The sequence below is a fragment of the Glutamicibacter soli genome (assembly GCF_052322135.1).
In the GTDB taxonomy this organism is placed as follows: Bacteria; Actinomycetota; Actinomycetes; order Actinomycetales; family Micrococcaceae; genus Glutamicibacter; species Glutamicibacter soli.
Window position 1 is genome coordinate 1,413,687 of sequence record NZ_CM125969.1, and the last position, 15,954, is coordinate 1,429,640.

At 66.2% G+C, this 15,954-nt stretch carries 14 protein-coding genes; 9 read left to right on the forward strand and 5 right to left on the reverse strand.

The genetic code is table 11. The features are described 5' to 3' along the window. Nucleotides 1–4: 4 nt before the first annotated feature. Both ACTX90_RS06740 and ACTX90_RS06745 read right to left on the reverse strand, forming a co-directional pair. A complete protein-coding gene (locus ACTX90_RS06740; protein ID WP_443443573.1) occupies nt 5–796 on the reverse strand; it encodes a polyphosphate polymerase domain-containing protein in 792 nt (263 codons plus the stop codon). Further along, nucleotides 793–1,461, reverse strand: a complete 669-nt coding sequence (locus ACTX90_RS06745; protein ID WP_120990312.1) for a DUF4956 domain-containing protein — start codon at nt 1,459–1,461, stop codon at nt 793–795. The genes ACTX90_RS06740 and ACTX90_RS06745 overlap by 4 nt, the downstream gene beginning before the upstream one ends. A gap of 333 nt (nt 1,462–1,794) precedes the next feature. Here ACTX90_RS06745 and ACTX90_RS06750 point away from each other — a divergent pair, with 333 nt between their 5' ends. The 5 genes from ACTX90_RS06750 to ACTX90_RS06770 all read left to right on the forward strand — a co-directional run bounded on the left by ACTX90_RS06750 (nt 1,795) and on the right by ACTX90_RS06770 (nt 5,619). Then, the gene (locus ACTX90_RS06750; RefSeq protein WP_047118773.1) at nt 1,795–2,154 is read left to right on the forward strand and encodes a GntR family transcriptional regulator; all 360 of its coding nucleotides are present in this window, start codon (nt 1,795–1,797) and stop codon (nt 2,152–2,154) included. Nucleotides 2,155–2,190: 36 nt separating this feature from the next. Beyond that, on the forward strand, nt 2,191–3,108 hold the full coding sequence (locus ACTX90_RS06755; RefSeq protein ID WP_047118774.1) for an ABC transporter ATP-binding protein: 918 nt from the start codon (nt 2,191–2,193) through the stop codon (nt 3,106–3,108). An 8-nt stretch (nt 3,109–3,116) separates the two neighbouring features. Continuing rightward, entirely contained in the window at nt 3,117–3,800 is a 684-nt protein-coding gene (locus ACTX90_RS06760) for a hypothetical protein (RefSeq protein WP_231735970.1), read from the forward strand. A gap of 331 nt (nt 3,801–4,131) precedes the next feature. Continuing rightward, nucleotides 4,132–5,133 (forward strand): 3'-5' exonuclease, encoded by a 1,002-nt coding sequence (locus ACTX90_RS06765; protein ID WP_047118776.1) that lies wholly within the window; start codon nt 4,132–4,134, stop codon nt 5,131–5,133. 96 nt (nt 5,134–5,229) lie between these two features. Beyond that, nucleotides 5,230–5,619, forward strand: coding sequence for a hypothetical protein (locus tag ACTX90_RS06770; protein ID WP_443443576.1), 390 nt, complete (start codon nt 5,230–5,232; stop codon nt 5,617–5,619). 71 nt (nt 5,620–5,690) lie between these two features. On the opposite strand, the gene ACTX90_RS06775 is transcribed toward ACTX90_RS06770, so the two are convergent. Beyond that, the gene (locus ACTX90_RS06775) at nt 5,691–6,632 is read right to left on the reverse strand and encodes an ADP-ribosylglycohydrolase family protein (RefSeq protein ID WP_052772310.1); all 942 of its coding nucleotides are present in this window, start codon (nt 6,630–6,632) and stop codon (nt 5,691–5,693) included. 52 nt (nt 6,633–6,684) lie between these two features. Here ACTX90_RS06775 and ACTX90_RS06780 point away from each other — a divergent pair, with 52 nt between their 5' ends. From ACTX90_RS06780 to ACTX90_RS06790, 3 genes are all read left to right on the forward strand, one after another. Further along, a complete protein-coding gene (locus tag ACTX90_RS06780; RefSeq protein WP_443443578.1) occupies nt 6,685–7,851 on the forward strand; it encodes an exonuclease SbcCD subunit D in 1,167 nt (388 codons plus the stop codon). Then, nucleotides 7,848–10,952, forward strand: coding sequence for an AAA family ATPase (locus tag ACTX90_RS06785; protein WP_443443579.1), 3,105 nt, complete (start codon nt 7,848–7,850; stop codon nt 10,950–10,952). The genes ACTX90_RS06780 and ACTX90_RS06785 overlap by 4 nt, the downstream gene beginning before the upstream one ends. Before the next feature lie 158 nt (nt 10,953–11,110). Next, nucleotides 11,111–12,340 carry an MFS transporter gene (locus ACTX90_RS06790; RefSeq protein ID WP_443443581.1) on the forward strand — a complete coding sequence of 410 codons (1,230 nt, stop codon included), beginning with the start codon at nt 11,111–11,113 and terminating at the stop codon, nt 12,338–12,340. Between the two features lie 105 nt (nt 12,341–12,445). Here ACTX90_RS06790 and ACTX90_RS06795 read toward each other — a convergent pair whose 3' ends face one another. Beyond that, the gene (locus tag ACTX90_RS06795; protein ID WP_424572180.1) at nt 12,446–13,141 is read right to left on the reverse strand and encodes an IclR family transcriptional regulator; all 696 of its coding nucleotides are present in this window, start codon (nt 13,139–13,141) and stop codon (nt 12,446–12,448) included. A 279-nt stretch (nt 13,142–13,420) separates the two neighbouring features. Here ACTX90_RS06795 and ACTX90_RS06800 point away from each other — a divergent pair, with 279 nt between their 5' ends. After that, the gene (locus ACTX90_RS06800; RefSeq protein ID WP_053797810.1) at nt 13,421–14,791 is read left to right on the forward strand and encodes an MFS transporter; all 1,371 of its coding nucleotides are present in this window, start codon (nt 13,421–13,423) and stop codon (nt 14,789–14,791) included. Between the two features lie 119 nt (nt 14,792–14,910). On the opposite strand, the gene ACTX90_RS06805 is transcribed toward ACTX90_RS06800, so the two are convergent. Continuing rightward, nucleotides 14,911–15,924 (reverse strand): LacI family DNA-binding transcriptional regulator, encoded by a 1,014-nt coding sequence (locus ACTX90_RS06805; RefSeq protein WP_113608144.1) that lies wholly within the window; start codon nt 15,922–15,924, stop codon nt 14,911–14,913. Between the last annotated feature and the right edge of the window lie 30 nt (nt 15,925–15,954).

Below are 15,954 nucleotides of genomic sequence, written 5' to 3' on the forward strand. Positions count from 1 at the left end.
GCTCCTAGTCCTGGAGGGAAAACTCGGTGGTGATCTTGTATTTGGTGCTCTGGTGCCAGCGGTTCGCCGGGAGCCCTGCGTGCAGCAGGCCCATTCCGGTGGCGAACTTGGAGATGCGCGAGGGGCGCACCCCGTGGCGCCACAGCAGCCGGTCGACCTCCCCGGCATTCAGCGCCGACTTGGTCTCCAGCACCACCTCGTTGCAGCGCAGCAGGCCGCGCCCGAGCGGATCGGCCCAGCGCAGCTGCTCGTCGATCGTGACGCGGCTGCCGGATTCGGCCCGGTAGAGCGTGGTGCGCCGGTAGGAGGACTCGATGACCGGTGCGAGCAGTTCCACGTCGATTCGGCAGTCGCCCAGTTCGTGCTCCAGCGTCTGCCGGACGTAGTCGCGGGCTTCGGCGTCCAAATTGCTGCGTTCAGCCGGGTTGTGTTCGATGCGCTCCTTGACCGTCTGCTCCCGTGCGCCTTCGGTCTTGACTTCCAGGAAACAGGCTCCGGTGTCCAGGTAGCTTCGGGTGCGGACCTTGAAGCGCCGCCGCCGCGGGTGGGCCGCGAGGTGGAAGCTGGCCAATTCGGGGGTGTCGAAGTAGACCGACGAGTACCTGAAACTGCGCAGCTGGTCGATCTGCAGCACCTGGGCCCCGGCGGCCAGCACCGGAAGCAGCTGACCTGCTTGCGCTGCGGTGAGGATGTACTTGCGGTCGACACGGGTTTGCAGCGCCGCGTTGTCGTTGAGCTCCTCCAAGGTGATGGAGGGAAGCTGATGGACCCAATCCGTGACGGTTTCCCGGTTCATCGCGACTCCTGGGAGATGGCTTCATGGTTTTCGGCGGTCAGTGCGGTGCCGGCCGGCTTCGTGCGCGGCAGCGGCGGAACGGGTCTGGCCGAAGCAGGGCCGCCAAGCCCGCTGGACGGCGCGGCGGCGGAGAAGCGGACCTTGACGATCGTTTTGTCATTGACCAGATCCACCTGCTGCACCGTGCACTGGTGGATCCAGGCACCGGGAAGGACCGAGGACAGATAGGCGTGCAGCTCCTCGTCGCCGCCCAAGGCCCGGTCCAGGACGATTTCCTGGTGTCGGTAGCGGGGCAGCACCTTGGAGCCGTCGGCGGCGAACATGACCAGCAGGATCAGCGCGATCAGCGCGATCGGCAGCCACAGCGGATCCGGGGCCATGCCCGCAATCAGGCCGATGGCCAGGGCACAGAAGTAGTAGGCGATCTCATGCTGCTCAAGCTCGGTGGAACGCAGGCGGATGATCGACAGAACGCCGAACAGGCCGAGTCCCATGCCGATGCCGACGGAACTGCCGGATAGGGCCGCGGCCACGGCGAAAACGCCGACGTTGATGCCGAAGTAGGACACCACCAGATCGCGTCGTCGATGCCGGGGCAGGTAGAGGCCGATGGCCAGCACCGCGATGGCTACCAGGTCCACGGCGGCGAAAAGCAGGATATTCATGGGGTTTCTTCCTTGGAGGGGACGTTGGGGAGGGGCGCTTTCAGCTTTGTACCAGTGACTGTGTGCTTTCTTTGGCTGCCTCCTGAAACACCTAAGGCGCAGGTCAGATGCGGGTCAACGGGCTTCCGGCGGAGCTTTTTGCTGTGAATGGAATCGCTGGATTTCCGCGGGAATCCGGGCGTTGGACGACTTTGCTTGAGCAAGCAGTTTGAGAATTCTTAGAATCCATTCGCCCCGAGGTATTGCGTCACCATTGCCAAGGTCCTATGGTTAGTTACATGAGTAACGAACCCACTAAGTAAGGTGTGGGATCGGGCGTGGAGAGGAGCAAAGATGATCGATGATTCCAAGCCGATCTTCATGCAGATTTCCGAACTGATCGAAAACGACATCATTTCCGGAACCCTGCCCGAAGAGTCGCAGGTTCCATCCACCAACGAGTTCGCCGCCTTCTACCGGATCAACCCGGCAACCGCCGCTAAGGGCATCAACAGGCTGGTGGAAGAGGGGCTTTTGTACAAGAAAAGGGGCATCGGAATGTTCGTCGCCCAGGGCGCGCCGGCCAAGCTGCGCAGCAGCCGCCGGGAACACTTCGCCAAACAGTTCGTCACCCCCTTGACCGCCGAAGCGGCCAAGCTCGGGATCGAAATGGATGAACTGATTGCCATGATCAAATCAACCTCGGCCGGTTAACACCGCCGGACTTAGAAGCACAGGCAGGAATGAGCCATGAGTGAAACACCAGCCATCACCACCCGGGACCTGGCCAAGACCTACAAGGATGTCAGGGCGCTGGATGGGGTCAGCCTCAATCTCGCGCCGAACCGGATCTACGGGCTGCTCGGACGCAACGGAGCGGGCAAAACCACGTTGATGTCCATCCTCACCGGGCAGAACTTCGCGGACCGGGGCACGGCTGAAATTTTCGGGCACACGCCCTTTGAGCATGACCCCACCTTGGCGCGGCTGTGCTTCATCCGCGAATCGCAGAAGTACCCTGACGATTTCAAGGTCCGACAGGCATTCAGCGCCGCGGCTATCTTCTTCGAGAACTGGAACGAGCAGCTCGCCCAGGACCTGGTGAAGGCCTTCAACCTTCCGCTCAATCGGCGGATCAAGAAACTCTCGCGCGGCCAGCTTTCCGCGGTGGGCGTGATCATCGGGATGGCCTCGCGTGCCGAGATCACCTTTTTCGACGAGCCCTACCTGGGACTGGACGCCGTGGCCCGGCAGATCTTCTACGACCGCCTGGTCGAGGACTTCGCGCAGCACCCGCGCACCATCGTGCTCTCCAGCCACCTGATCGACGAGGTCGCCAACCTGCTGGAGCACGTGATCGTGATCGACCAGGGCAGGATCATCATCGATTCCGAGGCCGAGGATCTGCAGGGCGCGGCCGTCACCGTCACCGGCAGCGCCCAGAAGGTCGAGGAATTCATCGCCGGCTACCCGGTCATCCACCGCGATGCACTGGGCTCGCTGGCCAGTATTTCCATCCGCGCCCGGCTCACCGCCGAACAGCGCGAACGGGCGCAGATCCTGGGGCTGGAACTCAGCCCCGTATCGCTGCAGCAGCTGGTGGTCCGCAGCACGCTGAGCTCCCAATCGGACCGGGAACAGACTACCGAGAGGCAGGCCATCAAATGAGCCGCATCATGAAAGTCGCACGCATGCAACTGATCAACAAGTGGACGTTCATCGGCATCCCCCTGATCGTGCTGGCCGGATCGTTCCTGTTCACCCTGGCCGTCTGGTACCTGGTACGCCGCGGCGGAGGCGAAGGAACCCTCTACGGCGGAGGTGCCCAGGCGCCCATGTGGTACTTCCTGGCCCTCGGCATCCAGGCCCTGACGCTCACCTTCCCGTTCGCGATGGCCATGAGCGTCTCGCGGCGCAGCTTCTACCTGGGAACTCTCGCGCTGTTCGGCGGCTGCGCCATGGTGCTGGCAGTCTTCTACTACCTGATGGGCCTGCTGGAGGAGGCCACCGGTGGCTGGGGAGTGGACGGCCGGTTCTTCGCCCTGCAGTGGATCGCCGAGAACAACTGGCTGACGCAGATCCTGTTCTACTTCATGCTCACGGTGCTGCTGTTCATGGTCGGCTTCTACGCCGCGACGCTGTACATGCGCTGGCGGACCACCGGAGTGCTGGTCTTCACCATCGGACTGGGGCTTGCCCTGCTGGGAACGGTTGCGCTGATCACGCTGACCGAAAGCTGGCCCGAGGTCGGCCGCTGGCTGGCAGGCTGGACCGCGGCGGGGGTCACGGCACTCGGCGCAGGACTGGCCGTCCTGCTGGCGGGATCGTCCTACCTGACCCTGCGCAAGGCCACCATCTAGGGCACGGGAGACGAAGTCCTGGAGATACGGCGGACCGGGAAGCCTGTGCGGAATGCGGCAGGACCCCGGTCCGCCGTTGCCATGCCCGCTCGTCGTGCGGCCATGTGAGACGCCTTGCGGGGTGGATGCGGAAACCAGAAAGTAGTCGCGGCCCGGCAGGTCGTTCGAATACCGATGAAAACACTGGTCACCACGAAGATGCGGGGATCTGGAGCGGCACCTTGGCAACTCGGCCCGCAACCCGCCCGCCCACGAGAAGGTGCCGCCGGGAGCGCGCCCCACCGGGCCTGCGTCACAGCCAGGAGCTGCAAAGCAGAGTAAACTGTGTGGCGTGGCTTTGGACTTCACTGCAGTAGATTTTGAGACAGCAAACGGATTTATCGGCTCGGCCTGCTCGGTCGGCCTGGTCAAGGTACGCTCCGGGCGCATCGTTGAAACCGAGCAATGGCTCATGAAGCCGCCGGCAGGGTTCGACCATTTCGACCCGCGCAACGTCTCCATCCACCACATCACCGCAGACATGGTCGCCGACGCTCCGCGCGTGGATACGAAGCTGCCTGACCTGCTGGACTTCGTCGGCTCCGACGTGCTCGTGGCGCACAATTCCGCCTTCGACTCCGGGGTGATCCGCGCGGCTTCCGAGGCCAGCGAGCGCCCGGTGCCGCAGATCGCGCACCTGTGCACCGTCAAGCTCTCCCGCAAGGCCTACGACCTGCCCAGCTACTCGCTGCCGTTCGTGGCCGAAGAAGCCGGCCATCCCATCGAGAACCACCACGAGGCGCTCGCCGACTCCGTGGCCTGCGCCTGGGCGATGATCGACATGGCCGAGCGCAGTGGCACCAGCTCGGTGCTGCAGACCGCCGACCACTACCGCGTGGGGCTTGGCCTGACCCAGGCCTGGAACCCGGGCGACGCGCTTTCCCGTGCCACCCGCGACGCGCAGGGCTGGCTTGCCTCCGGCAACCCGCTGCCCCCGCAGGGTGAGTTCGGCAACTGGCCGCAGGAAGGCCCCAACCCGCAGCCGAACCTGGATTCGGATCCCAGCCACCCGCTCTACGGCCAGGTCATCGTGTTCACCGGCAACCTGAGCCTGCCGCGGCCCAAGGCCAAGGAAATGGCGGCCGAGCACGGCGCCCAGTCGGCATCCCGCGTCACCCGCGCCACCACCGCGCTGGTGGTCGGCGACGGCTTCGTCCCGCAGGATCTGGCCACCGGCCGGCTGACCAACAAGGCCAAACACGTGCTGCGCCTGCGCGAAAAGGGCCAGCGCGTGTCCATCATCTCCGAGGGTGAATTCCTGCAGATGGTCGGCGGTTTCGGGCTGACCGCCTAGGTGCCAGTTCACTGGGAATACCGCTGGTGTTCACCTCCGGCACGCCGCGCAGCTGATAGGTTTGCACTGAACTAGCCGCCGAACGAAGCACTGTGCATGATCGATTTTCTTTCCGAACCGCCTGCAGGTTTTGTCCTGTCGCTGGCGGGACTGCTTTTCGCCGCCTGCCTGGCCATCTTCCTGGCCCGGCGCACCCGCATGGCCCGTTGCGGCGCCTGCATCGCCGGGGGCGCGGTCCTGCTGACCGGCGCTGCAGCGCTGGCCATGCTGTGTCCGCTCTCCTTCCAGGGGGCCGCCTGCGGCATGCCCGCCGGGGCACTGGATCTGGGCGCCGCGGCCGGCGAATGCGGGATCGTCGCCAAAACCGTGTTCGACACCGCGCTGTGGCTGGGCCTGGCCGGAGTCGCCGCAGCGTTCCTCAGCTTCGCCCCGGGACTGCGCACCACGCAGCCGGGAAGCGCCGACCCGCACGGCACGCACGCATAGCAGGCCACCTAATACAGAACGCCGCACACCCCGAAGGGTGCGCGGTGTTTTTTATCCGGGCTTGGTGCGGGCTAGACGAGCAGCGCCATCCAGCGGTCGTGCAGCTCGGAGATGATGTCATCCAGCGCGCTGGCTGGGCGTTCGCCCACCGCATCCGAGCCGTGGATGGCCGACAGCAGGGCCACCGCGTAGGCGTCGACCTCCGGATCGCGGACCACCTCGGCCTGGGAGGAAGCTGCCGGCATGGCGGCGATGTCCGAGTCCTCCTCGGCCTGCTCCTGCTCGTCCTCGGCGAAGTAGGCGTTGTAGGCGTCGACCGGCGACTGGCCGAGCCCCTCGCCGACGCGGGACACGATCTCGCGCAGCGCCTGCGCGGCGGTGCCTTGAAGCGGCTCCAGCAGCTGCTGCCACTCGGCGGCGGCGTCCTCGCCGCGTTCCATGGCGGAGCGGATGATCTTCGCGGCGGCGATGCAGGTCTCGGCGGCCTGGGCGTCGTGGGTGAGGTACGCGGCAGCGCGGGCCAGGGTCGCGGTGGTGCTCACCGGCACGCGCCCGAGCAGCGCGGCGATCGCGGCGCGCGGCAGCACGCCGGTGGAGTCGGCGCCGGGACCTGTCGGGCGCCCGGGCTGGCCCATGTCCTTGGAGTCCAGGCCGGCAAGGTTCAGCGGGTCGCCGGGGTGGATCGTCTCGAAGATCTCCACGCGGGAGAATTCCTCGTCGATCCAGCGGTTCAGCGGCTGCGGGGCGTTGTCCGGGAAGGACCCGGCCAGCTTGTTGTAGCCGCGCAGCGCGGCGAGCCACATGCAGGCGGCTTCGTCGCTGGCCACCCCGTCGTTGGCCCATTCGAGGGCTTCGAGCAGGCCGTCGGCCAGGTAGAGCGGGAGGATTTCGGTGGCACCGGGATCGATGTCGTCGCGGGCGTGGGTTGCGCCGTCGGCCAAGCCGAGCAGGATGGCGAACACCTTGTCTGAGTAGTTCTCTGGCAGGAGTGCAATTTCACCGGTTTCATTCACATCTCCCAGTCTAATGTCCTTTGTGTCGGTGGTTTTGCATAAGGTGGGATTTATGCGATTGCTTCACACCTCAGACTGGCATTTGGGCCGCACCTTCCACGGCGCTTCGCTGCTTGAATCCCAACGGGCGGTCCTCCAGGAGATCATCGACATCACCCGCGAGCGGAACATCGACGCGGTGCTGATTGCCGGGGACATCTACGACCGGGCGCTGCCCCACGTGGATGCGGTGAAGCTGTGCAACTGGGCGCTGCGCGAGCTGGCCGGCACCGGGGCGCGGATCATCATGACCAGCGGCAACCACGACTCCGCCTCGCGGCTGAACTTCGGCGCGGACCTGCTGGACGCCGCCGGGGTGCACATCATCGCGGATCTCGAGCGCATGCTGCAGCCGGCGGTGCTCGACGCGCCGGACCACCGGGTGGCGATCTACGGCATTCCGTACCTGGAGCCGCGGATGGTCATGGACCAGCTGGGCGTGCAGAAGGCCACCCACCATGCGGTGGTGGCCGCTGCCATCACCCGCATCGACGAGCACCTCGAACAGCTGCGCGCCGAGGGCACCGCGGTGGTCTGCGTGTCGCTGGCCCACCTGTTCGCCGCCGGGGGCGTCGGCAGCGATTCGGAACGCGAACTGAGCACCGGCAACCTGGACGTGGTCCAGGTGGAGCTGTTCGAGCACTTCGACTATTCGGCCCTGGGCCACCTGCACGGCCGCCAGCAGGTGCGCGAGCATGTGCGCTACTCGGGCTCGCCGCTGGCCTATTCCTTTTCCGAGGCGAACCACAAGAAGGGCGTGTGGATTATCGAAACCGGCCCGCAGGGGATCGCCGGCATCGAGGAAGTGCTGCTGGGTGTCCCGAAGCAGCTGGTGATCCTGCGCGGCGAGCTGCAGCAGCTGCTGGCGGACCCCGAGCTGGAATACGCGGCGGACGCCTGGTGCCAGGTCACGCTCACCGACCCGGAACGCCCTGCCGACGCCATGCAGGCGGTCCGCGGCCGCTTCCCGGACACCGTGGTGCTGAACTTCGACCCGCAGGGAATCGAGGACAAGGACAAGCCGACCAGCTACGCCGAACGGCTGGCCAAGGCAGCCAGCACCGAGGAGGTTGTCCAGGACTTCATCGAGCACGTACGCGAACGCGCGGCCGATGAAGCCGAACGCGATATCCTCCAGTCAGTCATCCAGCGCACCCGAGAGGCACAGGTCAGCCGATGAGAATCCACAAGCTGCAGATCCAGGCGTTCGGCCCGTTCGCCGAAACCGAGGTGGTCGACTTCGACGAGCTCGCCGAGGGCGGGCTGTTCCTGCTCGACGGACCCACCGGCGCCGGCAAGTCCAGCATCCTGGATGCCATCTGCTATGCGCTCTACGGCTCGCTGCCCGGCAACCGCACCGGCAGCCGCCAGATCCGCTCGGACCACGCCGCCGCCGGGCTTGAACCGCAGGTGGTCTGCGAACTGACCATTGGCAACCGCCGCTTCGAGGTGACCCGCTCCCCGGCGTGGATGCGCCCGGCCAAGCGCGGCAAGAACAAGGTCACCGAGCAGAAGGCAGTGAGCCTGCTGCGCGAATTCACCGGCGGCGCCTGGGAACAGCTCTCCACCCGCAACGACGAGGTCGGGCAGGTGCTCGGCGGGCTGCTGGGGCTTGACCGCGACCAGTTCACCAAGGTCGTGATGCTGCCGCAGGGCGGCTTCGCAGATTTCCTGCGCGCGAAGGCCAAGGACCGCGAGGACCTGCTGGCCAACCTCTTCGACACCAGCGACTATGCCGCCATCGAGGTCGAATTCGCCGCACGCCTGGCCGCCGAGCGCCAGAAGACCGAGGCGCTGGAATCGACGCTGGCCGCCAGTGAGAATGCGATCCGCGCCGAGGCCACCGGCTTCCTGGCCGTCCATGAGGTTCTCGAACCGGTTGCACAAACGGGTGGCGGCGCCGAGCCCGCCGTGGACATCGCGGAGGAAATCGGGGACGACCCGGCCGCCGAGGCAATCGGCGTGGAGCAGGAATTCGAGGCCTACCAGCAGCGGATCGTGCGCACCCACCACCGGCTCGCCGACGCCGCAGGCCAACTGCGCACCAAGCTGTCCGCCGCGCGGGAGCGTTCGGCCAACCTGGCCGAGCAGGTCCGGGTGTTCGCCCGCCGCCAGGAGCTGGCGCAGCTGAAGGCGGCCTACGCCGAACAGCATCCGGCCGCGGAAGCCGCCGGGGAGAAACTCGACCGCGATGCCCGGGCCGTTGCCGTCAAGGCCTACAAGGAGCAGGCCGACCAGGCCGCGCAGAAGCACCGGGCCACGGCCGCCGCCTGGCGCGAGATCCAGGCCAAGCTTGCCAAGGAATGGGATGTCACCGGCCAGGCCGACGCCGACACCCAGCAGCGGCTGGCCAAGCTGCTCAAGGACAACGAAGCGGAGCTGACCCGGGCTAAGGACGCGGCCGCTGAGGAGGCCGGCCGTGCCGGGCTCGTGTCCAAGCTCGACGCGCTCACCGCCCAGGTCGCCGCCCAGCAGAGCGCCAAAACCGCAGCCGACCAGCAGCTTGCCGCCCTGCGCGCCGAACGCGCAGCTCTGGAAGAACAGGATTTGGACCAGGAATCCGCGGCCGCGCTGGTGCAGCAGCTGCGCGAATCCACCCAGCTGCTGGCCAGCCGTCTGGAGCATGCGAAGACCCGCGACAAGCTGGAAAAGACCGTGGCAACGGCCGAATCGGACTTCGCCGCACAAAGCCTGAAAGTTGTCGAGGCCGAAAAGTCGCTGGTTGCGCTGCAGCGCCAGCAGCTGGAACAGAGTGCCCTGCGCTTGGCCGCGGCGTTGGAAGACGGCCAGGCCTGCCTGGTCTGCGGCGCCACCGAGCATCCGAACCCCGCCCAGGCCGATGCCGGGGCGGAGCTGGTCGACGACGAGCAGATCCAGCGGCTGGACGACGCAGTCCGCGCCGAACGCGCCACACTGGATGCGGCCACCAGCAAACGAGACATCGCCGTCACCAAGTTCGAGGCCGCCAGCGAAGCGGCCGCCGGGCAGCCCGTCGAGGTGCTCGGCGAGCAGCTGGCGGCCGGTGCCAAGCAGCTGGAGACCGCCGAGCAGGAACAGGCCCGGATCGCCGCGGTGATCAAAAAAATCGATCAGCTGCGCACCCGGATCGAATCGGAAGCGGAGCGCGCCACGCAGGCAGCGGTGGAGCATGCAGCCGCGGTGAAGGCCGCCGAGGCGCTGGCCGAGAAGCTTGCGGACCTGGATGCCAAGCTGGAGAAGGTCCGCCAGGGCCAAGGCAGCCTGGAGCAGCTGGTCGACAAGCTGCAGCGGGCCGTGGCCGACTACACGCGGGGGCACAACGCCGTCTACCACTATCGCGAGGCCGATGCGGCGGCGCTGAAGGCGGAGAACACCTGGCACACCGAGCGCAAGGCCGCAGGCTTCCCGGATCCGGCCGCCCACGAGGCCGCGCTGCTTCCTCAGGCCGAGCGCGCACAGCTGCGCGCGCTGGCCGCAGCGGATGCCGACCGGGCCAGCTCCATCACCACCCTGGAAGCCTCGGAGGACTGCCGTCGCGCCGCGAAGCTGGCCGCCGAGGGCATCGAGCCTCCCACCGCACTGGATCTCGAACTGGCCGCCGAGTCGGTGGCCCAGGCGGATGCCGATTTCGAGCAGGCCCGCGAGCGCGAAGTGCTGGCGCAGACCACCGCCACCCGGCACGAGCAGTCGGTGGCGGCGTTGGAGGCGCTGCGCGCGGATTCAGGGCCGGTGATCGAGGCCTACCGGCGGCTTCGCGGGCTGGCCGACGTCATCCGCGGCGGGGGAGAAAACCTCTACAAGATGACGCTGAGCACCTACGTGCTCGCCGCGCGCCTGGAGGAGGTAGCAGTGGCCGCCTCCCAGCGCCTGGATGTCATGTCCGGCGGGCGCTACTCGCTGCACCACGACGACTCCAAGCAGGGCAACAACAAGTCGGGGCTCGGCCTGCGCGTGCTGGATGCCTGGACCGGCAAGCACCGCGAAACCCAGACGCTCTCGGGCGGCGAGACCTTCATGGCCTCGCTGGCCCTCGCCCTGGGGCTGGCCGACGTCATCTCGCACCACTCCGGCGCGGTGGACATGCAGACCTTGTTCGTGGACGAGGGCTTCGGCTCGCTGGACGCCGAGACCCTGGAGCAGGTCATGAGCGCGCTGGAGAACCTGCGCGCCGGCGGGCGGACCATCGGCCTGGTCTCGCACGTGGCGGAGATGAAGCAGCGGATCACCAACCGGGTGACGGTGGTGAAGACCCAGCATGGTTCGCGCATCGAACGCGAGGTGCAGCCGCTGGTGTCCATCTAGAACTGGACATGTCCGGTGGGGCTGGCTATGTTGAGGATAGTGCCAATCGGCATATTTGGGCAGATTGTGCGTCGGGGGGTGTGGGACGACGCACGCTTCGTCATGGAGTTGTGTTGTCTCAACATATCTTGTCGCGCGAAAATGCTGAGGAATCCGCGATGAAATCCGGATATTCGGCGCTGGTCCCCATGGTGGGACTGCCATACATTCCGCTGACCTTCCTGGCCCGCCTTCCGCTGGCCATGCTCACCATCGGTTCGATGACCTTGGTCACCGCCAACACCGGTTCCTACGGCCTCGGCGGCCTGGCCGCTGCGATGGTCGGGCTCGGCTCGGCCGTGGGCGGGCCGAGCATCGGCTACCTGGCCGACCGGCGCGGACAGCGTCCGGTGCTGCTGGCCGCCGCGGTGCTGCACACCATCTTGCTGGTCACCTTCACGCTGTTCGCCAATTCCGGCTCCGAGCTCGCGGTCGGAACCCTGGTCGCCCTGAGCCTGCTGGCCGGAGCCACCGGTCCGCAGGTCGGCCCGATGTCCAGGGTCCGCTGGATCGCCATGTCCCGCAGGCAGAACCAGAAACCCAAGACGCTGACCGCCGCCTTGAGCCTGGAATCCATGCTCGACGAGCTCGGCTTCGTGTTCGGACCGGTGGCGGTCGGCCTGCTGGCCTCGCTGGTCTCCCCGGTGCTTCCGCTGTATCTGGCCGCCGCGCTGACCATCGTGCTCGTGCCGCTGTTCGCCATGCACCGCACCGCCGGGGGTCTGCAGCTGGGAGCCGCCGCCCATTCCGCCGCCAAGGTGAAGATCACCGCGGGACAGGTGGCCGCGATCGGTTCGCTGGTGCTGAGCATGATCGCGCTGGGCACCGTCTTCGGTTCAACCGCCGCCGGCACCCTGGCCTTCGCCGGCGCGCAGGGCGACTCGAACCAGGGCGGCCTGCTCTACGGCGCCATGGGCGTCTCCAGCGCCATCGCCGCGATTTCCGTCGCCGCCTGGCCGCAGGGCTTCAGCCAGATCAGCCGTTGGATCGCCTGCGGCGCCGCGCTGAGCGTGCTCAGCTTCGGGCTGCACGTGGCCGATTCGACCCCCTGGATGCTGGCCGCGTTGTTCGTGGCAGGCTTCGCGGTGGGCCCGGTGATCGTGACCGTGATGACCCTTGGCGGCGAGGTCGCGCCGCCGCAGCGACTGTCCACCGTGATGACCATGCTCTCGGCGGGCATCGTCGTGGGCACCGCCATCGGCAACGGACTGGCAGGCCTGCTGGCCGACTCGCTGGGCTACCTCGGAGCATTCTGGGTCGCCACCGGGGGAGCCTTCGTGATCCTGCTGGCCGGCGTGATCATGAAGGTCCTCGCCTCCCGGGCCGCCTCCCTGAAGCGCGTCCGCTAGGACCTGCAGCTTCACGCACGAACCCGCCGATGGAATTTCCGGATTCCATCGGCGGGTTTGTTTTTCGCGCTCGTATTTCAGCCAGCGTGTCCAGCCGGCTGGCGCTTAGCTGCCCAGCTCCTCGGCGATGTTCAGCGCTGCTTCCTTCAGTGCGCGGATCACGCTGTTCCGGTCGGTGACGGTGCTGGCCGCGAATACCACTGCGAGCGACGCCGGGGTGGTGAGCGGGCTGGGGATCGGCACGGCGATGGACGCAACGCCTTGGATGACCTCGTTCTCGCTCGTGGCGTATCCGTCGATCCGGGCTTCGCGCGCCTGCGCCCGGTATTCGATCTCTGTATCCAGCGCCTGCCACTGTTCCTTGGTGTACATAGACTGGATGGCGATGCCTGCGGCGCCGACGTCCATGCCGTGCACGGATCCGGGCCGGTGCACGATGGCGCTGTGCGAATGCAGCGGTTCCACGGATTGCAGCGTGGTGCACAAATCGTGTTCCCACACCGCGAGGAACGCGGTCATGGAGAGCTTGTTGGCCAGCGTGGTCAGTTCGGGCGTCGCCGCGGCCTGCAGATCGCGCTGCACCGAACGAGCCAGCACGGCAAGTCCGGAGGCGGGTCGGATAAGCCCGGCCTCGTCCCGGCTCAGCAACCGGTGGTTTTCCAGCGTCCGGATAATGCGGTAGGCGATCGAGCGGTGCACTTCGAGCTCGGCGGCGACCTCGGCGATGGACAGGTAGGTCGATGAGGCGGCGACGATTTCCAGCACGCGAATGCCTCGGGAAAGTGTCTGTGAAGTTGGCATGTCGATAGTCATTCTGGCGCGGGGCGGACCAGGGACAGGGCCGGGCACCGTTGGTTCGAGCGAATGGGGATTCTGGTCCTCGTGTTCTCTATTAGAACAGATTGTCCGGACGGTGCGGTAATTTCGCGGGTAACCCGGGGATTTATCGTGACCCGGACCTCGCTGCCATGAAATATGCATCACTCCATGTTGTGAGGTGATTCACTTGTCGTTTATAGTGTTGTCTACGTAACTGTCCGAACGGTCGGTAACTTAATTCGCATCAAGGGATCATTCACTATGTCTCAGAACGTTTCGCGCACTCAGGAGGAGCGCCGGGTCCTTGCCGGCACCCTGGTGGGCACCACGATCGAGTGGTACGACTTCTTCATCTTCGCCCAGCTGACGGCAACGCTGCTGACTCCGCTGTTCCTCGCCCCGCTGGGCGAATCGAACCCGGGTCTGGCACAGATTCTCTCCTTCGCCATGATCGGCATTTCCTTCTTCTTCCGCCCGCTGGGCGCCATCGTCGCCGGACACCTCGGTGACCGCTACGGACGCAAGCGCATTCTGGTCCTGACACTGATCCTGATGGGTGTAGCCACCGCGTTGATCGGTGTGCTGCCGACCTACGCTGCCGTGGGCATCGCGGCACCGATCATGCTCGTGGCGCTGCGCATCATCCAGGGCTTCTCGGCCGGCGGCGAGTGGGGCGGCGCGGCCCTGATGGCCGTTGAGCACGCCCCGAATAACCGTCGTGGCTACTTCGGTGCCTTCCCGCAGATCGGTGTGCCCCTGGGCATGATCCTGGCGACCGGTCTGCTGTACGTCCTGCGCATTTCGATGACTCCCGAGCAGTTCCAGGCATGGGGCTGGCGCATCCCGTTCCTGATGTCCGTCGTGCTGATCATCGTCGGCTACATGATCCGCCGCGCGGTGGAGGAATCCCCGATCTTCAAGCAGATGGCACTGCGCAAGGCTTCGGAGCACACCCCGCTGAAGGAGCTCATGCGGAGCAACTTCAAGCAGGTGATCCAGGCCGCACTGATCTTCATCTCGAACAACGCCGCCGGCTATCTGGTGATCGCGTTCTTCATCTCCTACACCACGTCCGTGCTGAAGATGCCGGTCGCGCCGGTCCTGCTTGCGACCACCATCGGCTCGTTCGGCTGGCTGATCTTCACCTTGGTTGGCGGTTGGCTGTCCGACGTCATCGGCCGCCGCGCGACATTTGTGATCGGCTACGCGCTGGTGTTCGTCTGGATGATCCCGATGTTCCTGCTCGTGAATACCGGCAACATCATGCTCTACGGCGTGGCGGTCTTCGTATTGACCATCGGTCTGGGCCTGTCCTACGGGCCGCAGTCGGCCATGTACGCCGAGATGTTCCCGGCGCACATCCGCTACTCGGGCATCTCCATTGGCTACGCGCTGGGTGCGATCCTCGGCGGCGCGTTCGCTGCCACCGTGGCGCAGATCCTGCTCGAAGCCACCGGCAACTCGATCTCCATCGCCATCTACATCATGGTGCTGACCATCATCTCGGTGGCGGCTGTGCTGTGGGTCGGCGAGACCCGCGGGCGCAACCTGCACGTGGAGGACATCGACGAGGAGCTGGCGGCCGCGGCCGCCCACGAGGCAGAGGTCGAGCGCAAGCACCACTCGAACTAGTCTCAGCCGCCGATGCCGGCGCAGCTATCCAAGGCCCAGGCGGCCCGCGTTCGACGCGGGCCGCCTGGCCCTTTTCGGGACGTAAACCTGGGAGCAGATAGGGCTGCTTCCAGGAGTGGCTAATGGTCGGCCGGCGGCCGGCTGGTGGAGTTGCGTACGATCAGTTCGTGGCCCAGCGTGTGGGCCCGTGCTGGTTCCTCCTTGCGGATGGCGCGCAGCAGCATCGCAACGGCGAGTTCACCCTGCTCGTGCGGAAGCTGCCGGATGGTGGTCAGTCCGAAGAACTCGGCCAGTTCGTGGTCGTCCACGCCGACCACCGAAAGCTCGCGGGGCAACTGCATCCCCAGATCCCTGGCAGCTAGGATGGCGCCGATAGCCATTTCGTCGCTGGCTGCGAAGATGGCGGTGGGACGGGCATCCGGGTTTCCCAGCAGCTGCTTGGCCACCGTGTATCCCTGGGCCATCGTGAAGTCTGCGCCGACGCACAGAGCCTCATCGAGGTCGATGCCAGCTTCGGCCAGCGCACGTTCGTAGCCGATGCGCCGGTGGGAAGGGACACGGAAATCCACATCGGTTTCCGATGAACCACCGATGTAGCCCACCCGGGTGTGCCCCAGGGACAGCAGGTGCGCAGTGCCCAGCGCGGATACCGCTTCGTCGTCCACCTGCAACGTCGGGACACCCGGCAGCGGACCACCTACTCCGACCAGCGGCTTGTCCAGTGCGTGCAGGGCCACCACTTCGGTCTCGCTGAGTTCGACGTTCACTGCGATAACTGCGTCGACCCGTTGGCGCTGCAGGAAATCGGAGAAGATCTGGTGCCGCTGTGCGGGATCCTTGGTCAGCTGGTAGAGCGTGGTGTCGTAGCCCTCGCGCATCAGGGCCGTGCAGATGCCCTCCAGCACGCTGGCGTAGAACCAGTGGTTGATTACCGGTACCAGCACGCCGATGTTCCGGGTGCGCCCGGAGGCCAACCCCGAGGCGGTGGAAGATACCACGTACCCCAGATCGTGGGCGGCCTGCTGGACCGCGGCCAGCGCGCTAGGGGAAACGTTGCCGCGTCCGGAAAGCGCGCGCGAAACGGTCGCCACGGAGACGCCCGCGGCTCGGGCTACGTCCTTGATGCCGGCCAAGAAATTCCTTCCGACACAGTGGTGGATGAA